Genomic DNA, 20,422 nt, shown 5'->3' with positions numbered 1-20,422 from the left:
ATAAGGAGTTTTTTGTGTTTGAATGTGATTTTTCTACGACAAATGGAGCAGGTCCCGGAAGCATAATTGTGTTAGGTGATTCCAGTTTCCTGCCGAAGGGATGTGTCTGTGCTTCCTTTTCCGGTTGTTCCAAAGGGCTGCGGGCCGGGATGGTACTCGAGAGCGGTGGAGCCGAATTATTGCGTGTTATCTCCGGTTTTTGGACTTCCGGGGTTCCGGGAGCAAAATCTTGGATTGCCGAGGTCATTGGTGAATTGCCGGAGAGTGCAGCTCAATTGACTATAAAAAAAGAAGGCTACTCCCTCGCTTACGTCACTTTGAGTGATAAAGGGGCCGCAGGCGAAAGAAAAGACGAAGCCGGGCCGCTTATTGCCGAAATGATAAAAAATGCACTTCCGGTTTCAATTGCTGAAGGTTATCTGATCCCTGATGAATGCGCTGATCTGAAAGCCCTGCTTATGCATCTGGCGTATGTGGATGGCTATGACCTGATTCTGACTACGGGCGGAACCGGAGTGGGGCCGCGTGATGTTTCTCCTGAAGCGACTCTGGGCGTAATCGAGAAACGGTTGCCGGGATTCGAAAGGGCTATTACTGCCACGGGATTGGAAAAAACTCCCCATGCTATGATTTCGCGTGCTGTTGCCGGAACACTGGGGGAAAGTGTGGTTGTAAATTTCCCCGGTAGTCCTAAAGCTGTGCGTGAAAGTCTTGAAGCTGTACTTCCCGCTCTGAAACACACGGTGGATAAGTTGCAGGGGGATAAAACCGATTGTGCGGCTGTTTCCTAGTGTTTAAAACAAAATTGACACTTGATTCCTTCCGCTGGAACATCTATATAGATTTTGATTTTTGTATATTAATTCTTCCAAAGATAATAACCACACGTTCAGGATGTGTAGAATGAAACGCAATGTTCCGTTTTTATTAGTTTTGATTTTCATGCTGTCATCAGTGTCCTTTGCTTATGCGCAGGATCAGGGAGAAAACACCCTTGGTGAAGCAAAAGCGCCGGTCTCTATGGAAGAGGCTACAATGCAGGTTCCGCAGGCTGTCACTGATGACGCTGTCGGTGCTGAGATGAAGCTGACCCTTGAGGAGTGCGTAAAGCTTGGACTGAAACAGAATCCGTCCATCATTGCAGCTCGTAAAGATCTGCTTGCGGCTGAAAGCGATGTAAAGAGACAGCGCGGAGCCTTCGGTGGGCCTGTTACTGCCAAATACGGTTACACTCACTTTGATGATACGCCTCGTTCAGGAGATACTCCTGCGGGCTACCAGGACAAGTGGGCTTTTTCAATTAATGTCAGCCAGCCTGTCTTTAAAGGTTTCGAGCTGCTTTCCAAGTACCAGAAAACCAAGTTGCAGCGTGCTTCAACCGAGGCCAGCCTTTACAATGCTGAACTTACTCTGATCAGCAATATTCAGACTTCTTTCCTGACCTTGCTGCAGGGCCGCATGGAAGTTAAAAGTAAGCAGGACTCTGTTGCCCGTCTGCAATCCCAGCTTGATGTTATTCAGGCCTTCTATCAGGTCGGTCTTCGTCCGAGAGTTGACGTGTTGCAGGCCGAAGTTGAACTTGCAAACGCAGAGCAGGATCTGCTCATTGCCAAGAACACTGTTGATTCAAGGGCTGCAAGGTTGAATACTTTGCTCAATCTGCCCATCGAGAAAAAGGTGGATTACTCCGGTGAGTTAACCTATCTGTCGTTTTCCATGACTCTTGATCAGTGCATCGAAAAAGCTGACAAGGGACGTCCTGACCTGAAGATTGCCCGTAAAGCTGTTGAAATTTCAGAAGAAGATGTGACCATCGCAGAGAGCGGTTTCTATCCTGATATTACTGCTGACTTTAACTACAGCAGTGAAGGTGGTGATCCTTCTGTCAGCACAAACAAATACAATTACCGCAATCGTCCCGATTCCTGGAATGTGGGCGCTAATCTGAACTGGGAAGTTTTCAGCTGGGGTCAGACATACTACGACACCAAGCGCGCTGAAGACAACGTAAAGAAAATCAAGGCTGAGTTTGATAATACCCGCCTTGAGGCTTCCTACGAAATTAAGGATCAGTTGCTCAGCCTCAAAGCTGCTGCCGACCGTATCGGTGTGGGCCGCAAGTCTGTTGAAGCAGGCCGTGAAGGTTACAGAATGGCTATGGCCCGTTATCAGGCTCAGGTCAGCACCAACAACGAAGTGCTTAACGCTCAGTCCCGCTTGAGCGACAGTGAAGCCCAGCTGATTCAGGCTCTGTCTGACTATCAGGTTGCCCTCGCCAAGCTCTACGTTGCCATGGGAGACATGAATCCCTCTCTTAAGACTAATTAAGGACCGGGATCAGTATAATCTGATTTGATTGATTTTATCCGGCAGATTGCCAGCAGGCAGTCTGCCGGATTTTTGTTGTGGACAGAAAGCTTTGATGAAATTTATATTGCTGATGAGCGGAGGAAAAGATGTTTAGAGGGCGTAGCCTTTTTAATAAGAAGAATGACAATAAGTCTGATCACGATAGTCGTTGCAGTAAGTGTGGCGGAGACCTGTACACACACCGCGAGTGACGCGGTGTATTTTTACGCTGCGGGTCCTGCGGCAGTAAATTCAATGTAGCTGATTATTCGGAATACATAGACGACGATTTTGAAGAAGAAATGGCTAATGTGCCCATGAACAGGCTTTAACGGAGTTAGACGGTAAAATGTTCAGGAAACTGGCAGTACTTTTTCTTATTATATTTCTTGGAAGCAGCGGTTTTGTCTACGCTGGCGATTCGCATAGCTGGGACGAGCTGAAAGACAGACTAGTGGCTGATGGATTCAACCGTGAGTACGTTGATACTGTCTTTTCCGTTAGTTCGTTGGACTATGACTCGGCTATGATGGCTCGTAAGATGCGGGTTTTACTTAAGCGGAGATTTGAGCCGCCAGCCAAAAAAGTTGCCCGTGAAAAGGAATTTGATGAAAGGTATGTCGGTCCGATCATGTTGGCCGGCGGATACTCTTATCTTCGTGAGCATTACACTCTGCTTCAGGAAATTGATAAAGAGTACGGTGTAGCGCCATCGGTGTTGGTTGCGCTTTTACTGGTCGAGACCAAGCTTGGGTTTACCCTTGGTGATGCTCCTGCTTTCAGCAATCTTGCTAACATGGCCGCAAGCCCTGACCCACTAAAATTTTTTGATAAACTCGGCTACGAAAAACTGGAAGAAAAAGATCTGGTTTGGCTTAAAAAACGGACTAAGAAAAAGGCTGACTGGGCTTACCGTGAGCTTTCCGCGCTACTGAAGTTCTCTTCTGAAAACTCCATTGTCCCCACAGAGATTCCCGGCTCTCCTTATGGAGCTTTTGGGATTTGTCAGTTCATGCCCAGCACCGCTATCCACTACGCTGTAGATGGCGACAAGGATGGGCGCATCGACCTTTTCAGTCGCGAGGATGCCCTTTTCAGCATGGCAAGTTTTCTGAAACGTCATGGCTGGAAAAATTCCCTGAGCAAGAAAAAGAAACTCAAAGTGATCTACCGCTATAACCATTCCATGGTCTACGCCCGGACGATTTACGAAGTCTCCCGGCAGCTTGAAAAAATACGTTCTACTTTTGGACCTGAATAATATTTGCCTCCGGCGGCCCTTCGGGTACCCTGTCTGGGGGCTTAAATCCTTTGGGAAGGGGTTAAGGATCCCAAACTTTTTTATTAAGTTTCGCAAGTAGCTTGGCTAGGTAATTTTCAAAAAAGTCCGCAATATCATGAAAGATATTGCGGACTTTTTTTGAAAGTATCTTGTTGGAAACTACTTACGAAGTAAACCGTAAGATTTTGAAAGGGATGGGGGCAGGGGAAGGCATCACAATATGCCTTGATATAGAGTCATAGTCCTTTTCAGAAAGTCTTCTCCTGATAGCTGGGACATTGTTCTTTTGTGTTCTGTGAGAAGTTTTTCCCTGAATTCAGGGTCGTTGATTGCTTCGGTCAGCTTGAGTGAAAGCTGGTTGACATCCTGTGGGGGGACGAGTGCTTCCTTCGGCAGAAGGTCAGGCATTACACCTACTGATGTTGAGATCAACGGTATTTCGCAGGCCATGATTTCTAGCGCAGCACGGGCAATGGTCTCAGACCAGAGTGATGCGATTACCCCGATATCCATAGCTGAAATGCAGGCGGTTACGTCTTCGCATTTTCCACTGATAGCTGTGATATCGGTCAGTCCGTTACTTGTGAGCCAAGTATCAACTTCATGCTTGCTGGTCGCTGTTGGGAAGCCTATCAGGAATAGCTTGATGCTCTTGCCATGAACGTTGTTGCGGGTTTTAGCCAGAGCCTCGATGAGTTCCTTCTGACCTTTAACCCGGTCGAACCGGCCAAGCATGCCGATGACAACATCGTCTTCGCTGAATCCGTATTTTTCTCTTACCTGCTGGCGACCTTCGGGATCGAAGCAGAATTTATCACTGTCTACACCGCCATGGATTAACCACAGACGGTTTTCAGCCAGTTCCATTTTATTTAGAAAATGGTCGGCCATTCTTTTATTGGTTACCACAACTGCATCAGCTACTTTGGAATGCAGGTAGCGGTTGAAGAAGTCGCTTTTAGGTAGCCGCTGGTCACCTCTGGTCCTGACCAGCTTGTAACCCATACCCATTTTGCGCAGGATTCCCCACCAGAAGAAAGCTTCACCGCGATGGCAGTTTACCACTTGCGGTTTGTACTTTTTGATCAGCGAGTATACTTGAGCACAGGCTTTGATGAGTTTATGCGGGTGAGCGGAATTGAGTTCAATGGTTTTAACATTGAGCCCCATTTCAATCGCTTTTTCCTCGGTTTCAGAGCCGGGGACAGTGATAAGAAGGACTTCGTGTCCGGCATCCTGCAAGAGTTTGTTCAGGTAAAGGGCATACCACGAGGTTGCATTGAACCAGCGGACGTTGATGACTTGGAAAATTCGCATGTGAGTATATGATATTCCGTAAAAAACTAATGGGTCGGGCAAAATAACCGATATTCAATTTGTCAGATTAAAAATCCGTGCTTGTGCAGCTATACACAGCCTATGTTTTTTTATTAACATGATCAAATACGTTTTTATATGGATATGTTTTTTTATTGTAATAATACAGGTGATTAATTGAAAAGTTTTAATAACGAACCCAAAGTGTCCGTGATTATACCGACTTATAACCGGGCAGATAGGGTCTGTAGGGCTGTGGAATCGGTTTTGGCGCAGAAGTTTACGGACTTTGAATGCTTGGTGGTTGATGATGGTTCCACAGATGATACAGCTGAAAGGCTGGCGGAATTTGATGATTCCCGGTTGAAGATTCTGCGGCAGGAGAACAAAGGCGTTTCTGCGGCACGCAATTTCGGTATTGCTGCCGCAATCGGTGATTTTATTGCATTGCTTGATTCCGATGATGAGTGGGTGCCGGAAAAGCTTCTGAAGCAAATTCCATTTATGGAAGAGGCTGGTTTTGAAATCAGCCAGACTGATGAAATCTGGATTCGCAAGGGTAAGCGGGTTAACCAGTGTAAAAAGCATGAAAAACCGGAAGGGATGTTTTTTGACCGTTCACTTGAAATGTGTATGGTCAGTCCTTCTTGTGTTATTTTCAGCCGGAAATTTTGGGATGAGATAGGGCCTTTTGATGAAGATATGCCTGCCTGTGAGGATTATGATCTCTGGATTCGGGCCGGGCTTAAGTATCCGGTAGGGCTTTTGCGCGAGCGCCTGACCATCAAACATGGCGGACGTCCAGATCAATTATCCAATAGCGTAGGGTGTTTGGATTTATACAGAATATACGCTATAGTGAAATTGCTTCAAGCAGGAATCCTTTCTGCTGAAGAGCGGAAGATGGCCCTTGAGGAGCTTCAGCGTAAGGCCGGTTTTTATATCGGTGGATGCAGGAAGCGCGGGCGCGATGAACAGGCCGTGCGAATAGAACGGCTGGTGCAGGATATTATGGATGGAAAGGTAGTTCTGCCTGCTGAGATTATTGAAAAATAAAGGGACCGGGAAGCTTTAAACAAACCCGGTCCCCTGAATGACTTTTTTAGGCAAGAACTTCTTTTTTAGTGAAAGCTTGTGCTTTTACTGTGTCAAGCAGGCTGGAGAGGCATGCTTTAACGTTCTCGCGGATATCTCCGGCTACGATGAGAAAAAGTACGTCATCGCCGGGTTTGAAAACGCCTTCGTTAGCATGGGCCACGATTTTATAAATTCCGGGATGTTTTTCGTGTTCCTGGCGGATTTCTTCAATCTTTGCGTGGTCGGCCTTGATTTCGATTCCGGTTACTTTTTCACGGGTACCTCGCGACCAGCCTCGGACGACTCCGTTATGGATCAGGATCATGCCTACATTATCGGCAAATTCAGGGTCCTGTTTGAGTTCAGCAATTTTTTTTGAAATGTCCATAGTACCTCCGTAAGTAAGGAGTTGTTGTTTTGTATTCGATTTCAAGCTTATTTGAAAAATTCCCGGTTGTCAGCCATTCACGCATGGTAAATCGCGGATTCGGTGTCTGGATGGTCTGGGCTGACACTCTTGAAGACTCCATTGTCCGCAGCATGCGAGATTTTGGCGGTATGCTCATGAGTGAGGAGCATAATCAGGCTTACTGGTTCTTTTTCAGCGATGATGTTTTCCGGGTTGTGTCCCGCCTTGAAATCTGGGCAAGACTCAATCCCATGCCGGTATACATTCAGGTTATGCCGGCAACCCTCCTCGTAGATTACAATCTGAATCTTTCTCTTAAAGTTGATGGAGAGTTTACTAATCAGGAAACAGCTCTGCCTACGGAATTTGAAATTTTAATCCATCCCAAGCTTTCCGATTCAGTAAAGGCTATCGCAGGATTGAATCTGGAAGATACCAGAACACCTACAGGGATATCCAAATCCGGCTGGCAGGTTTTGGTCCCTGATCAGGGATTGGGCTATGACTCCCTACAGAACTGGTATTTTATCCTTATTCCGGTGGGCAACCCGTCAGACAAAGAATTTATTAAAGGATGGCGTTCTTTCTTCTCCGAAGTTCAGGTCATGCTCCAAAAATTGGGTGTTCAGTACATAACTTCGGACGTTAAAGTTATCATGCCCATTGCGTCTCTTTCCTTACTTAGGACGTTTTTGCGTGAGTTGCTCATGCTCATTAATCGGGTCAGGAATAATGAACAGACCGAGGAAGTCTCTTACTGGCCCTCGGTCATGGCACTTGTTCCGCAGATGAATATGAGCTTCAACGATGAGGTTATCCGCAAGGTTAACCTTGATTGGGACAAGCTTACCCCTGATTGTCCTCACCTGCGTTATCGGGATGCATTTTTGCTTGGGTCTGATTTTGCTGTAAACGAAGTTCGTTTCGGTAGTGAGCAGGAAAATGTGGATGGATGGTGTCATGTCAGTTTAAGGCAAGGGGTTCATGATACCAGTTCAGCAGCCATATCCGTTACAATTTCACGCCGTGTTTCTGTCGGTGAGATGGATGATTGTTTTTATTGCGGTATGAAGAACCATCATCCTTCGGAGTGTCCAAGCCGCACTTTGCAAGGTCTTGATCCGGTGGTTTGGAAGCAGCTTGCGGCTATTGAAAGTGAAAAGTTCAATGAGGGATTTCAAAATATCGATTTGCAGATGCAGGGAAAGGAAAATGTTGTAGAAGAGTTTTCCAGACTATTGCATCAGGGTAAGGGGTATGAGGGGATTATCACCCGTTCTCTGTTTGCAATTAATGCTATTTCTCAGTTGCGTACCTTATATTTGGTTTGGCGTAGCCGGGGCAAAGATTGGCCCCTTGGTATCAAGGATCAGGGACCGGAAGAGGGTGAACTTATCTGGTCTGCTTTTGAAGCCATGCAGAACGGTGCCAGAAGCGAAGCTGAAACTTTGATTAAAAATGCCATGATCAGGTTCAGCCGCAGTTTTCAGCCTCGATCTTTGATGGCGTTTTATGAGCTTGAGGGTGGCGATCTTGAGCAGGCATATTTTTATTGGCAGGAGGCTGAAAGGCTCTGTTATTCGCCGTTGCAGCAGGGATATTTTGTCTACTTGCAGGGCAGGATGCAGGAAGTCATGGGCGAGTTCGGTGAGGCCAGCGATATTTATAAAAGAGCGCAGAATATGTGTCCGGAGTGGCTTGAACCACAATATAGACGGGCAGTATGCATGGTTAAAATGGGGTTTGCGGAGCAGGCCATATCTACATTTCAGAATATAATCGAAAAGGATCCGCACTATTTTAACCGAATAGCAATCGACCCTGAGCTTGATCGCGGCAGATTGACCGTTTTGCAGGAGATGGGAGAGCTTTGGGAAATTGCTGAAGCAGAGGCCAAAGAAGTTGCATCCGGTATGGATACACTTTCTGCGGACATTGCCCAGTGGTTTGAGGAAGGGCACGAGTTTGCCGATGAAGCAGCCAGATTTATGGACCGTATGAACAAGCTCGCTAAGATTAAGAACTATGTAGCTTTCAGACAGCTGACCAGCGGTATTGCCCGTCTTACTGAGGAAATTGAGAAGCGAGTTGAATACGAGATTAAGGTCATCAACAAGAAGCTTGAAATATATCGTGAGGAATTGTTGGATGTTCAGCGTGAGGCTTCATGGTTTCCATTTCCAAAGCTTTTGACTGAATTTAATGGTGATTTTAACTATTGCGCGGATAAAATTTATTGGATTAAGACCCAGCAGCTCAATGTTGCTGAAACATTCCGCAAGACTCAGCGTTACTTGGACCGTATTGATGACCGTCTGAGGAAGTTGCGTAAAAGGCTGGTCACCCTGCGGGTTATTCGTGATTCAACATTGTTCATTATGCTTTTGGGAAGAAGCTTCATTTGGCTGGAAGTGGTCTTTCTCGGACTGGCCTTGCTGTGTATTCCCATGTTGATCTACTACTCGAATAATTTTCAATCGAATTTCATTGTAGATATGATTATTCGCCAGAAGTGGGAGTTTCAGAAAGGGTTAATTCTGATTTTGAGTATTCTGGCCCTTGCCATTGCGGCTTTTCGTGCAGCGGTGGTTTTCGAGAAGAAGAAGAGGGAGCTCTTTCTCATCGATGACGGTAAGGATGACGATTGATCTGCCGATTACATTTAAATTCAAGGCCTTCCCGGAAAAAAACCGGGAAGGCCTTTTTGGTGGGATTTATAAAAACTGCTGTTGGTACGTTTGCTGCAAAACCTATGTTGAAAAAATATTTTTTTGACAGAGGTAAGCCATGACTAACGTGACCAATGATATTGCAGCGATGATGAAAATGCTGGGTAATGTTTCCGGGAAAGATGGAAACAGCACTCCTAATCTTGCCGCCATGAAAGGTAAGGCAGGAGCCTTTGATATGGAACTGATGATGGCAAATAAAATGTTTTCAGGTAGTTCCAATGATGGCTTCTCTGCCGGTGGCATGGACATGGGTGTAATGAATGATGTGCTTATGCTGGAAGCTCTTACTGCGCTCAATTCCATTAAGGGGTTGCAGGGCGGGGCTGGTATGCAAAATGCTCAAGCTATGAATTCCTATCGCGCTAAAGCTGCCGTTGCGGACAATTTTCCTGTCAAAAAAATGGACACTTCGCTTGTGTCCGGTGATCTTTCTGCAAAATTTGAATCCGGTTCAAAGGGAGTTTCCGCTATCGGTTATGACCGTGTTGGTGGTACTTCATACGGAAAGTATCAGATAGCTTCTAAAACCGGGACTATGGATAAATTTATCCAGTTTCTAAAGGACAAGGCCCCGGAAATTGCCAATAAATTGCTTGGGGCCGGACCAGCGGACACAGGATCAAAGAAAGGTGAAATGCCCGATATCTGGAAGCAGATAGCTGATGCTGATCCCACTGGTTTTGAAAAATTACAGCACGATTTTATTCAGGGCAGCCACTACGATCCCGCTGCCAAAATGATTCTCGAAAAAACAGGGATTGATATGAATTCCCTGCCCGCGCCTGTACGTGAAGTGCTTTGGTCCACCTCGGTACAGCACGGTCCTACCGGAGCGTCCCGCTTGATCGCCAAGGCTATAGACAAGCTGGCAGCCAATGCTGAAAGCAAAGGATTCCCTGCCGATCTGGTCAAGGAAATCTATGGTGAACGCAAGGGGCAGTTCGGCTCTTCCACCGAAAGAGTACAGAAAAGCGTAGCAAGTCGCTTCAATCAGGAACAAAACATGGTCCTGTCTATGCTCAACGGAATTTCCAAGACGGCGTAGGTGTATACCTTCTCCAGAACCTGTTTTTGTTAAAACTTTTCAATCAGCTTTATATAACATTTGTCGGCCTACCTTCAAAAAATAACCGCAATATCTCGAAAGATATTGCGGTTATTTTTTTATTTCTTAGCCAATGCTTCTTCTAAGCTTTGATCTATATCCACGTGCAGGTTTTGGAGCACACTGTCTACTGCAACCTGTCCGTGTGCCCAGCCTTTGACTTTGCGCACATCTTTTACCAGCGCGCACATTACGTCCGCTTTGGAGTCGTTGGTGCGGTAGCTTTTCAGGGCTGCCAGCACAGCGGCTTCACGCAGGGTTTGCTCCGGTACTTCCTGACTGGGATGGTCACGCTTAAGGACAACGTGTGATCCGGGGCCGCCCTGTACGTGGAACCAGTAATCGAAAACTGACGATACCTTACTCAGAATTTCATGGTTGGCCTTGCTGTTTTTACCGCGGATCATGAGAAATCCATCGGATGATATAAATAGTGAGGCCGCGATATTTTTGTACTTCTTAGGTATCTCGATATTCTTCTGCTTACGCCCTTTGTCCGCTGCGGGCATGAGGTTGGCTTTGAGGAACTGCTCGTGCTCAGCTTCAACTTCCTGCCTGCGTCGTTCCATGTGCTTGAAGCCTCGTTGTGCCTTGGCTGCGAACTTGAATATTTTTTCCATGTTCTCAGTAGGAGTCAGCAGGGGATCTAGCTTTACCTCCATCTCTCCGTATTCTGGATGGGTAACAGTGACTCTATCCAGCTCACGAAGATCTTTTAGGCGGTACATCTCTGCTTGCAGTGCTTCGGCTTCGATTTTACGGGCTTGCAGGGCACGTAAACGTTCCTCTTCCTGCTCAATGCGCGCGAAAATCTTTTTGAATTTCTTTTTACCGGTTTTGAGAGTGTTGCGCTGCTCGGCATTTTCCATGCGTTCCATCACTGGAAAGAGAATCTTTTCTCCATAGACGGAAGTTGCTTCGATTGCCGAATCGTATTCCTGCTCATCGTTTCTTGGATTTGACCATACGCGTGGCGGAGTTAGCTCGCCTTTCTTTTCTGCAATGTAGAAATGGTCAGCAGTACCGGTTTCAAGCCGGTGCAGCAGGGCGCGCCCTTCGTTCTCATCCAGTGCATTCAGTGTTTTGCGCAGGGGAGGAGATATCTGGGGGAACTCTCGCCAGATTTCTTCGTTAGAACGGGCTTCCTCGTAAGAAGGCCAACTTACCGGCGCAGGAAATTCTTCCGGAAGATCATGGATCAGGGATACTCCCTTTTTCATGTCCAGCAGCAGATAACGGTATTTATCCCGTTGTTTCCATGGTGAAAGGGTGAAGGCAACCCGTAGGTTGATCCAGTCGTGGTGGGCTTCGAAAAGCCTGCGTCCTGCCAGCCGCTTACGCAGCCACATGACCTGTGCCGGGGGGCTGGGAGGATTGACCGGTTTTACCCTTGAAATAAAGAGCAGGCCCACCGATTTGGCGGGCCTGAAAAGAAGATATTCCTTACCTCCCTTTGATTGGAGCGCGAAAGTCCACACTCCCTCAGCGGGGGCAAATATTTTTTCCACCCTGCGGCCCTTGAGTTTTTCCTCAAGTTCTCCAGTCAGGGCACGAAAGAAGTGTGCATCCATTTAGATTCGTCCGGGATTAATCTCCACGGTTCTGTTCTTCTTCCTCCTGCTTGCTCTTGCATGCAATACAGAGGGTGGTTACTGGGCGGGCTTTAAGCCTTGGTACTGAGATATCATCTCCACAGGCGTGGCAGACACCAAAGTCACCGTCATCAATACGCTGAATGGCCTTTTGGATTTTCTTGATCAGTTTGCGTTCCCTGTCCCTGAGTCTGAGAGTGAAGGCACGATCGGACTCAGCGGTTGCGCGGTCTGCGGGGTCAGCATAAGTTTCCCCGGATTCTGTCATGTCTTCAATGGTTTCCTGTCCCTTTTGAAGGATGTCGTCGAGCATCTTGTTCAGGGTCTCACGGAAGTATTCAATATCTTTCTGTTCCATATTGATAACCTCTCTTTAAAAGATAGGAGGTGGGGTTACAATTTGCCAAAACAACTCAAACTATTTTTAAGATGCATGGTATTATCCTAAAGTTGGCATGGAAGTAAAGTGCATGATAAAAAAAAATAAAAAAATAAAAAAATAAAACGGTTGACAAAAAAAAACAGCTGCCCTAAACACTCTTTCACGACATTCGCGTCGGTTCTTTGGAAATATTTTGTTTGACTTTCAGGGCTTAAAGCTGTCAGGATAATTGATGAATTTATCTGCGGCGGTCCAATTTTAGGAAGGCAAAAAGATTAAAAAAAATTAAAAAAGTGTTGACAGTTTAAACGCAGAAAGTTAAAAACTGCTTCGCTTTTCGTGAGCGGGAATAACTCAGTGGTAGAGTACAACCTTGCCAAGGTTGGAGTCGCGAGTTCAAATCTCGTTTCCCGCTCCAAATATTTCGGCGACATAGCCAAGTGGTAAGGCAGAGGTCTGCAAAACCTCCATTCTCCGGTTCAAATCCGGATGTCGCCTCCACGAGCGGGAATAACTCAGTGGTAGAGTACAACCTTGCCAAGGTTGGAGTCGCGAGTTCAAATCTCGTTTCCCGCTCCACTAAATTTCTTGGGTGATACTTATCGTCCCTTCTTCAGGCCACTTGAAGATAAACTTGCTGAGCGGGAATAACTCAGTGGTAGAGTACAACCTTGCCAAGGTTGGAGTCGCGAGTTCAAATCTCGTTTCCCGCTCCAGATATTTCAGGCCTTCCTAACTCAGGGAGGCCGTTTTCTTTCCAGAGTATGGAAAGACTGAGCGGGAATAACTCAGTGGTAGAGTACAACCTTGCCAAGGTTGGAGTCGCGAGTTCAAATCTCGTTTCCCGCTCCAAATATTTCAGGCGGCATAGCCAAGTGGTAAGGCAGAGGTCTGCAAAACCTCCATTCTCCAGTTCAAATCTGGATGCCGCCTCCATCAGCGGGAATAACTCAGTGGTAGAGTACAACCTTGCCAAGGTTGGAGTCGCGAGTTCAAATCTCGTTTCCCGCTCCAGAATTTCAGGGTCGATCAATAAGGTCGACCCTTTTTCTTTTTTACAAATAAACTTTCAGCGGGAATAACTCAGCGGTAGAGTGCAACCTTCCCAAGGTTGAGGTCGCGAGTTCAAATCTCGTTTCCCGCTCCAGAATTTCGGGGTCGATCAGTAAGGTCGACCCTTTTTTTGTGCATTTTGTGACGAATGTTGACCGTCTTCAGGTTAATGATTATTCATCTTCCTCTGTGGCTGACATTTTCAGAAAGATAAGGAAAAATTTCCTACCGCGTTAGGATGAAATAAATAGAATTCCCTTCAGGAGGTCTCCTTGAAAAATATAGCGTTAAAGCCGGATGCAACATTTGATGAGCTGCTTGCAGCGGCCCGTAATAAATTCGGTGCGATCAAGTTTGAAGAAGTTAAAGTTGGTGACCAGATTTTCGAACTGGCCCAGATTGCCGATATGCCTGCTTACCTTGATAAGCTTGTGAATAAAGCCCGTGGCGGCAAGAAGATTGATTTACCTCTTTGGGCGAAAATCTGGCCTTCTTCTCTCGTGCTTGGTTTTTATGCGCTCAAATTTAAGGCTGCCGAAGGTGCAAAGTTCCTTGAAGTAGGTACTGACGGTGGTCTCTGCGGCATGATTGCTGCCAGCCGTGGCCATGAAGTTGTTCTGGCGGATACTGATGACGATGCTTTGCTTTTTGCGCGTCTGAATGTTTCCCGCAACAAGCTTGAAGATAAAGTCGGCATGCGGAAGGTTGACTTTGCTGAGACTGATTTGGAAGAAAAGTTTAATTACATTCTCGGATGTGAAATCCTGCATCGTGATGATGTCGCTGAAGCTCTGCCCGGTTTCATTGCCAAGCATCTTGAAGAATCCAAGGAATCTGAAGTGCTGCTGGCTATGGACAAGAAACGCGGCGGAAAGAAATTTTTCGAACAGACCAAGGATAGTTATCGTCTGATGAAGCAGGAAGTCCCTTTTGCCGGAAATGCAGGAGAAGGAAAGTCAATTGTTTCTTTGGTCAGGATGGGAGTTAAATAATGCTGGAACTTAAATCTTGCCCCAAAATTTACTCCAAGGATCAGGACAAGGCTGTCAGCCCCGAAGAAACTGTATCACGGGTTAAAGCCCTGCTGGATGAGAAATGTAACGGCGTTCTCAAGTGCACCCGCAAGGTCGATACCGGACGTCTTGGTATTCCTGTTTTTATCAGTGAATGCGGTGATACTGCCCGTGAAGTTATGCCTACCCGCAAACAGATGGGTAAGGGGGCTTCTGTTATTCAGGCTGAAGCTTCCGCACTCATGGAGCTTGTAGAGCGGTTTAGCTTTTTCAGCTTTTGGTCCAAGTCCGATAATTTTACTCTTGCGACTTACAGTGAAGCTGAGGAGCTCTGGCCCGGTAAGGTTATTTCCATTGAGAAGATCCTGCAGTCTGTAGGCGAAGAAATGGACCCCGGTAAAGCTAGGGTTATCCTTGATCTGGTGCGCTGGCATTTTCATCCCGCTCTAAACGTTCACACCGGTGAAGAGGAATATGTACCTCTGGACTGGTTTAAGATTCTTAATGAATTCAATGGTTCTTCTGCTGGTAATACTCCCGAGGAGTCTGTATTGCAGGGTGGCAGTGAACTGGTAGAGCGGCACGTTTGCGCTGTGATCGATCGTGAGCGCCCTGAAGTTCCGGTTATTGATCCGGCTTCCTGCGAAGATGCAGTGCTGTCCAATCTCTGCAAGTGCTTTGATGACAACGGCATCAAGTACATCATCAATGACTTTTCTTTTGGTATGCCTCTGCCCACGGTTGCGGTCACTGCATGGGATCCTTCCACTTTTCCGGGCATGAGTGAGATCGTATTTACCGCCGGAACATCCGCTTCTCCCTGCAAGGCTGCAATTCGTGCATTTACTGAAGTTGCGCAGCTTGCCGGGGACTTCGAGACCGGCAGAGTTTATGAAGCTTCCGGACTGCCTAAGTTTACCGAGATTGAGCAGACCGGATGGCTTGGTGCTGGCGAATGCGTGAAGATGAAATCCCTGCCGTCTGTCGAAAGTGATGACATCTATGATGAGTTGAAGCAGTTTGCTGCTCAGCTGGAAGAGAAGGGCTATACCTTGTACACAGTGGACACCACCCATCCTGAACTGGGCGTGCCCGCAAACTACAACTTTGTGCCCGGATTCCAGTTCCGCGAACGTACTCCGCATGCCAGTCTCGGACTTTTCGTCGGCCGCATCCTTTCCGAAAAGGTTGCTCTTGATATTGCCGGCGACGGTCTGGATGTAATTTCTGATATTTATGATGAGCCGTATTTTATTCCTTTCTTCGAAGGTATGCTGGCACTGCGTGGTGGTGATACTTCCAGAGCAGTGGATATGTTCAGCATTGCGGTTGATATGCAGCCCGCAGATGAAGAGAAGGCTCTTTCAGCATTTTATACCGCTTACGCACTTTCTCTTGAGGAGCGTTGGCCGGAAACAATTCCTTATCTTGATCGTGCTATCGAGCTTGATGACGAGGCCAAGGAATACTTCAACCTGCGTGGTGTAGCAAAATTCAAGGCCAAAGATTATGCGTTGGCTGCTGTTGATTTTAAAGCGGCGCTGGCGTTGGACAGCGGGTCTGCTTCAGACCTTGCAAACCTTGGATTATGTCATAAGTTTATGGGCGAAGATGACGAAGCCATCGAGTACCTGAGTACCGCGCTTGAACTCGACCCTTCTCTTGAGTATGCGCAGCCGCATCTTCAGGAATTACTCGACAAATAAATTCCCGTACTTGATTGACAAGAACTGGATTTAAGGCTTATTTCAGTCTGAGCAAAAACGCATTATGGTTTTGAGCTGTAAAAAATAGTCGTGAAACAGCGGATCGCTGTTTTTGGATATGGCGGGTTCAACACAGTTAGAACCTACAGTAATAAATGTAAATATTCCTAGGAGTATTATTATGGCTATCGTAGAATTCCAGGGCAAAAGCTTTGACGTTGATGAAGACGGTTTCCTCCTGAAGTTTGAAGACTGGTGCCCTGAGTGGGTTGACTTCTGCAAAGAGTCCGAAGGCATCAAAGAACTCAACGAAGAACACCAGAAAGTTATCGACTTCCTGCAGGACTACTACAAGAAGAACGGTATCGCTCCCATGGTGCGTATCCTTTCTAAAGTAACTGGTTTCAAACTGAAGCACATCTACGAACTGTTCCCCTCCGGACCCGGTAAGGGAGCTTGTAAGATGGCTGGTCTGCCCAAGCCTACCGGCTGCGTTTAGTTCCAGACAGCTTTCAGAATATTCAGGCGGGGTCCTCGCGGTCCCGCCTTTTTTGTTCGGTAGTGACAAGTAGGTGAATGGTGACATTCCGGTTATTTAAGTGGAAGGGGATTTAAAAGTATCCCGGTAAATAGCTGAAGTGTCAGCAGGCATCTGGTTGTCTGCTCGACCCGGTCGCTTGACGTATGTCTTGCGAGCCTGTTAACTTATTGCACCAAAAATTGCGGAACTGGGCAAATAATGCTTGCATATTATTATGTGCAGGTGTATTCGGCCTTGTTTTCACGGTTAACAAAGACAGGAGAAAGTCATGAAAAAAGATATCCATCCTAAACTTCATAAGGCAACTGTACGCTGCCACTGCGGTTACGAGTCCGAACTCTACTCCACCATTGGTGAAGAGGTGAGCACTGAAATTTGTTCCAACTGCCACCCTTTCTACACTGGTAAGCAGCGTTTTGTTGATACCGCTGGTCGTATTGACCGCTTCAAGAAGAAGTTTGCTAACTTCGACGCAGCAAGCAAAGTTAAGGGCAACTAGCTCATATTTCTGCGGTTTTGCCGCGTGAACATGCCTCTGCCGTATTTTTACGGTAGAGGCATGTCCTTTTTTTAAACATTTTAGAGTCCTGCATCGTAGCCGGGTGGGACATTTCAAATCCCTCCCCGCTGTGTTCTTTTTGTAATGATATTCAATTTCAGTCTTGCTTGACGGCTGTTAATGATTATTTTACCTGAGAACATTACTATTTTTACGGGCCGTGAGGTCTTTATCAGTGAGGAAACGGATTTGAAATTACCTCTTCTTATGTCCGCTGCCAAAACCGTTGGCGGACAGGCTGTTATCGAAGGCGTTATGATGCGCGCAAAGGACAACCTCGCCATCGCTGTCCGTCGTCCTGACGGCGAAATTACTGTTGAACTTCGTCCCTGGTTCTCAATGACACCCGCGTTTATGAAAAAACCTTTTCTGCGCGGTTTTCCTATTTTTATGGAGACCATGGTTAACGGAGTTAAAGCTTTGAACTATTCCGCAACTCAGGCTCTTGATGAAGAGGAAGATGGTGAATTGACCACCTTTCATCTCGTGCTGACCATGGTTATCGCTCTTGGAGCTGCACTGGGCCTTTTTGTTGTGTTGCCGCACTTTTTTTCCGTAGCCATGAAATGGTGGGGCGTTTCCGGCGATGTGGACTCCCTGAGTTTCCATATCTGGGACGGTTTTTTTAAAATGCTCATGTTCATAGGCTACATTGTTTCCATTTCATTTGTCCCGGATATTAAGCGCGTTTTTGAATATCACGGCGCTGAGCACAAGGCTATCTGGGCTTACGAAGCTGGGGGCAATCTCGAAGTTTGCGATATTAAGAAATTCAGCAGACTCCATCCCCGTTGCGGTACAGCATTTCTGCTTTTCGTACTGGTGGTGAGTATTCTGCTTTTTACCGTGCTGGTCCCCCTGATCGTAGCTATCTGGGCACCGCAAGGGTTTGTGCTTAAACATTTATATATAGTCGGTATCAAGCTGCTGCTGATGGCTCCTGTTAGTGCGGTCGCCTATGAGATGATCAAGGTGTCTTCCAAGCATGAGGACAAAGCCCTGTGCAAGGCTGCCTGCCTGCCGGGGATGGGAATGCAGCTGCTGACTACCCGTGAGCCGGACGAAGAGCAGATTGAAGTTGCTCTCGCAGCGCTCAATACGGCGGTTGCTGCCGATGCTGATGGAGGAAACAGCTGATGTTTGCCAAATTGGAAGATATTGAACGTTCTTTCATGGATCTGGAGCAGGAGCTTGCAGACCCGGAAGTTTATAATAATCAGGAGCGCTATCGCAAAGTAACCATGGCTCATGCTGAGCTGGGTGATGTTGTGGCAGCATTCCGCGAGTACAAGCAGCTTTCAGCCGACCTTGAAGATAACAAGGAAATGGCCAAGGATTCCGATCCCGAAATCCGTGAAATGGCCGAGATGGAAATTGCTGAAATCAAGGACCGTCTGCCCAAGCTGGAAGAAGAACTCAAGCTTCTCCTGCTGCCCAAGGACCCCATGGATGGCAAGAACATCATTCTTGAAATCCGTGCCGGTACCGGTGGTGAAGAAGCAGCCCTTTTTGCTGCCGACCTTTTCCGCATGTATTCCAGATTTGCTGAATCCAATGGCTGGAAAGTTGAAGTCATGAACTCCAACCCCACCGGAACAGGCGGTTTCAAGGAAATCATCGCAGCTATCAGCGGCAGCCGTATTTACTCCATGATGAAGTACGAGTCCGGCACTCACCGTGTTCAGCGTGTGCCTGCAACCGAAACTCAGGGCCGCATTCACACTTCTGCAGCTACTGTAGCAATTATGCCTGAAGCTGAGGAAGTTGACGTTCAGGTGCGCAATGAAGATCTGCGTATCGACGTTTTCCGCGCATCCGGTCCCGGCGGTCAGTCAGTTAACACCACTGACTCCGCTATCCGCATTACCCACCTTCCCACCGGTCTGGTTGTTATCTGTCAGGACGAAAAGTCCCAGCATAAGAACAAGGCCAAGGCTATGAAGGTTCTCTGTTCCCGCCTTTTGCAGGCAGAACAGGATAAGCAGCATGCGGAAATGGCTGAGCAGCGTCGTGCACAGGTTGGTTCCGGTGACCGTTCCGAACGTATCCGTACTTACAACTTTCCGCAGGGTAGGGTGACCGATCACCGTATCAACCTGACCCTGTACAAGCTGGATGCTGTAATTGAAGGGGATATGCAAGAGCTCGTTGAATCCCTCATCAGTCATTACCAGTCTGAAGCCCTGAAGCAGCAGGCTCAGGACGGTTAGTTTTTTAGGATAGAATATTCGAGCGGGATATTTTTCGAAATATCCCGCTCTTTTTATTTTCCGGAGATAAGGTTTGGCTGATCAAAAATTAAAAGAAGTTCTTGCTAGGGCGACTGCGCAGCTCAATGATGCCGGCGTTGATTCTCCTGCCTTATCTGCGCAGCTGTTTGCGGAAAAGGTTTTTGATCTGAACCGAGTGCAATTGATCATGGAGCTGGAAAGCTCTGTGGATACGGAAAAAGCCGCTGAATTTGATGCGCTTGTAAAGCGCAGGGCTTCCGGTGAACCTGCTGCATATATTCTCGGTGTGAAAGAGTTTTTCGGCTTTGATTTTAAGGTCGGTCCCGGCGTGCTTATTCCGCGTCCTGAGACTGAGGAGATTGTCGAGAAGGTTCAGCAGCTTTTCAGTACGGAAGATGAATTCCTGTTTGCTGATTTCGGCACCGGATCTGGAATTCTGGCTGTAACTGTGGCGAAGCTCTTTCCGAAGGCTCGAGGAATTGCACTCGATCTTAGTCCTGCGGCTTTGGCGATTGCGCAGGATAACGCTCGTCTGCATGGTGTGTCAGAGCGGGTGCTTTTTGTCAGGGCTGATTTTAATGAGCCTTTGCTGGCTGATGCTAAGTTTGACTTGATCTTAGCCAATCCGCCTTATCTGTGTGAAGCGGAACTGGATGAGATCAGCTATGAAGTTGCGGAGTTTGAACCTGTTTCCGCTCTGGTCAGCGGTCCTGACGGCGATGAAGATATCAAGGGTAGTGCTCCGCGTATCGCTAGTGCTCTTAAGCAGGGTGGTACGGTGTTTATGGAGATCGGATATCTTCAGGGTAAGGTTGCTCACAGTATTTTTGACTCCTGTTCGGAGTTTTCCGGTTGTGTAGAGGTTCAAAAAGACCTTTCTGAGCATGACCGGGTCGTTGTGGCAAAAAAGAGATAGCTTTGCTGCATGTTTGCAAAAAAACCACAATGTATGTTTTGTGTTGTTGTAAAAATACAACTAGTTAGCGATCGTGACGTTTTTCACGACCTAAAAGTAATGTAAAAATAGATGTTTATGATGTTCGCTAGAGATGGCATATTATTTGCTGTAAGTAG

17 protein-coding genes, 8 tRNA genes and 1 pseudogene are annotated in these 20,422 nt (G+C 47.0%); 22 read left to right on the top strand and 4 right to left on the bottom strand.

What is annotated here, in order from left to right:
* Window positions 1-14 precede the first annotated feature (14 nt).
* The 4 genes and pseudogenes from DESAL_RS13250 to DESAL_RS13240 all read left to right on the top strand — a co-directional run bounded on the left by DESAL_RS13250 (window position 15) and on the right by DESAL_RS13240 (window position 3,610).
* The gene (locus DESAL_RS13250; RefSeq protein WP_015852492.1) at window positions 15-791 is read left to right on the top strand and encodes a MogA/MoaB family molybdenum cofactor biosynthesis protein; all 777 of its coding nucleotides are present in this window, start codon (window positions 15-17) and stop codon (window positions 789-791) included.
* A gap of 112 nt (window positions 792-903) precedes the next feature.
* Window positions 904-2,328: a TolC family protein gene (locus DESAL_RS13245; protein WP_015852491.1), complete on the top strand. Its 1,425-nt coding sequence runs from the start codon at window positions 904-906 to the stop codon at window positions 2,326-2,328.
* 191 nt (window positions 2,329-2,519) lie between these two features.
* Window positions 2,520-2,681, top strand: a pseudogene (locus tag DESAL_RS20615) (dual CXXC motif small (seleno)protein); the annotation flags it as partial.
* A gap of 17 nt (window positions 2,682-2,698) precedes the next feature.
* Window positions 2,699-3,610, top strand: coding sequence for a lytic murein transglycosylase (locus tag DESAL_RS13240; protein ID WP_015852490.1), 912 nt, complete (start codon window positions 2,699-2,701; stop codon window positions 3,608-3,610).
* Window positions 3,611-3,844: 234 nt separating this feature from the next.
* Here the strand turns inward: DESAL_RS13240 and DESAL_RS13235 are convergent, their stop codons facing one another.
* Complete coding sequence (locus tag DESAL_RS13235; RefSeq protein WP_015852489.1) at window positions 3,845-4,948, bottom strand: glycosyltransferase; 1,104 nt, start codon at window positions 4,946-4,948, stop codon at window positions 3,845-3,847.
* Window positions 4,949-5,125: 177 nt separating this feature from the next.
* Between DESAL_RS13235 and DESAL_RS13230 the strand changes: the two genes are divergently transcribed.
* Window positions 5,126-6,004 carry a glycosyltransferase family 2 protein gene (locus tag DESAL_RS13230; protein ID WP_015852488.1) on the top strand — a complete coding sequence of 293 codons (879 nt, stop codon included), beginning with the start codon at window positions 5,126-5,128 and terminating at the stop codon, window positions 6,002-6,004.
* 46 nt (window positions 6,005-6,050) lie between these two features.
* On the opposite strand, the gene DESAL_RS13225 is transcribed toward DESAL_RS13230, so the two are convergent.
* The gene (locus DESAL_RS13225; protein ID WP_015852487.1) at window positions 6,051-6,413 is read right to left on the bottom strand and encodes a molybdenum cofactor biosynthesis protein MoaE; all 363 of its coding nucleotides are present in this window, start codon (window positions 6,411-6,413) and stop codon (window positions 6,051-6,053) included.
* Between the two features lie 29 nt (window positions 6,414-6,442).
* Between DESAL_RS13225 and DESAL_RS13220 the strand changes: the two genes are divergently transcribed.
* On the top strand, window positions 6,443-9,082 hold the full coding sequence (locus DESAL_RS13220) for a tetratricopeptide repeat protein (RefSeq protein WP_015852486.1): 2,640 nt from the start codon (window positions 6,443-6,445) through the stop codon (window positions 9,080-9,082).
* 139 nt (window positions 9,083-9,221) lie between these two features.
* Window positions 9,222-10,211 carry a VgrG-related protein gene (locus DESAL_RS13215; protein WP_015852485.1) on the top strand — a complete coding sequence of 330 codons (990 nt, stop codon included), beginning with the start codon at window positions 9,222-9,224 and terminating at the stop codon, window positions 10,209-10,211.
* A 119-nt stretch (window positions 10,212-10,330) separates the two neighbouring features.
* On the opposite strand, the gene DESAL_RS13210 is transcribed toward DESAL_RS13215, so the two are convergent.
* On the bottom strand, window positions 10,331-11,842 hold the full coding sequence (locus tag DESAL_RS13210; RefSeq protein WP_015852484.1) for an NFACT RNA binding domain-containing protein: 1,512 nt from the start codon (window positions 11,840-11,842) through the stop codon (window positions 10,331-10,333).
* Window positions 11,843-11,858: 16 nt separating this feature from the next.
* Window positions 11,859-12,221, bottom strand: coding sequence for an RNA polymerase-binding protein DksA (gene dksA / locus DESAL_RS13205; RefSeq protein ID WP_015852483.1), 363 nt, complete (start codon window positions 12,219-12,221; stop codon window positions 11,859-11,861).
* 367 nt (window positions 12,222-12,588) lie between these two features.
* On the opposite strand from dksA, the gene DESAL_RS13200 reads away from it, so the two are divergent.
* The 15 genes from DESAL_RS13200 to prmC all read left to right on the top strand — a co-directional run bounded on the left by DESAL_RS13200 (window position 12,589) and on the right by prmC (window position 20,264).
* A tRNA-Gly gene (locus tag DESAL_RS13200) sits at window positions 12,589-12,663 on the top strand.
* Window positions 12,664-12,671: 8 nt separating this feature from the next.
* Window positions 12,672-12,746: transfer RNA gene (locus tag DESAL_RS13195), tRNA-Cys, on the top strand.
* Window positions 12,747-12,749: 3 nt separating this feature from the next.
* Window positions 12,750-12,824, top strand: a tRNA-Gly gene (locus DESAL_RS13190).
* 62 nt (window positions 12,825-12,886) lie between these two features.
* A tRNA-Gly gene (locus DESAL_RS13185) sits at window positions 12,887-12,961 on the top strand.
* A gap of 61 nt (window positions 12,962-13,022) precedes the next feature.
* A tRNA-Gly gene (locus DESAL_RS13180) sits at window positions 13,023-13,097 on the top strand.
* Between the two features lie 9 nt (window positions 13,098-13,106).
* Window positions 13,107-13,181, top strand: a tRNA-Cys gene (locus DESAL_RS13175).
* A 3-nt stretch (window positions 13,182-13,184) separates the two neighbouring features.
* Window positions 13,185-13,259 (top strand) — tRNA-Gly (locus tag DESAL_RS13170).
* 58 nt (window positions 13,260-13,317) lie between these two features.
* Window positions 13,318-13,392: transfer RNA gene (locus tag DESAL_RS13165), tRNA-Gly, on the top strand.
* Window positions 13,393-13,570: 178 nt separating this feature from the next.
* On the top strand, window positions 13,571-14,290 hold the full coding sequence (locus DESAL_RS13160; RefSeq protein ID WP_015852482.1) for a class I SAM-dependent methyltransferase: 720 nt from the start codon (window positions 13,571-13,573) through the stop codon (window positions 14,288-14,290).
* Complete coding sequence (locus tag DESAL_RS13155; protein ID WP_015852481.1) at window positions 14,290-16,017, top strand: YcaO-like family protein; 1,728 nt, start codon at window positions 14,290-14,292, stop codon at window positions 16,015-16,017. The genes DESAL_RS13160 and DESAL_RS13155 overlap by 1 nt, the downstream gene beginning before the upstream one ends.
* 181 nt (window positions 16,018-16,198) lie before the next feature.
* The gene (locus DESAL_RS13150) at window positions 16,199-16,516 is read left to right on the top strand and encodes a TusE/DsrC/DsvC family sulfur relay protein (protein ID WP_015852480.1); all 318 of its coding nucleotides are present in this window, start codon (window positions 16,199-16,201) and stop codon (window positions 16,514-16,516) included.
* 310 nt (window positions 16,517-16,826) lie between these two features.
* Window positions 16,827-17,057 carry a 50S ribosomal protein L31 gene (gene rpmE / locus DESAL_RS13145; protein WP_015852479.1) on the top strand — a complete coding sequence of 77 codons (231 nt, stop codon included), beginning with the start codon at window positions 16,827-16,829 and terminating at the stop codon, window positions 17,055-17,057.
* 267 nt (window positions 17,058-17,324) lie between these two features.
* The gene (locus DESAL_RS13140; RefSeq protein WP_041722259.1) at window positions 17,325-18,254 is read left to right on the top strand and encodes a DUF1385 domain-containing protein; all 930 of its coding nucleotides are present in this window, start codon (window positions 17,325-17,327) and stop codon (window positions 18,252-18,254) included.
* Window positions 18,254-19,327, top strand: a complete 1,074-nt coding sequence (prfA, locus tag DESAL_RS13135) for a peptide chain release factor 1 (protein ID WP_015852477.1) — start codon at window positions 18,254-18,256, stop codon at window positions 19,325-19,327. The genes DESAL_RS13140 and prfA overlap by 1 nt, the downstream gene beginning before the upstream one ends.
* A 73-nt stretch (window positions 19,328-19,400) precedes the next feature.
* Window positions 19,401-20,264, top strand: coding sequence for a peptide chain release factor N(5)-glutamine methyltransferase (prmC, locus tag DESAL_RS13130; RefSeq protein ID WP_015852476.1), 864 nt, complete (start codon window positions 19,401-19,403; stop codon window positions 20,262-20,264).
* Window positions 20,265-20,422: the final 158 nt, after the last annotated feature.

Source organism: Maridesulfovibrio salexigens DSM 2638, assembly GCF_000023445.1.
Lineage (GTDB): Bacteria > Desulfobacterota > Desulfovibrionia > Desulfovibrionales > Desulfovibrionaceae > Maridesulfovibrio > Maridesulfovibrio salexigens.
This window is presented reverse-complemented; position numbering and strand designations above follow the sequence as displayed.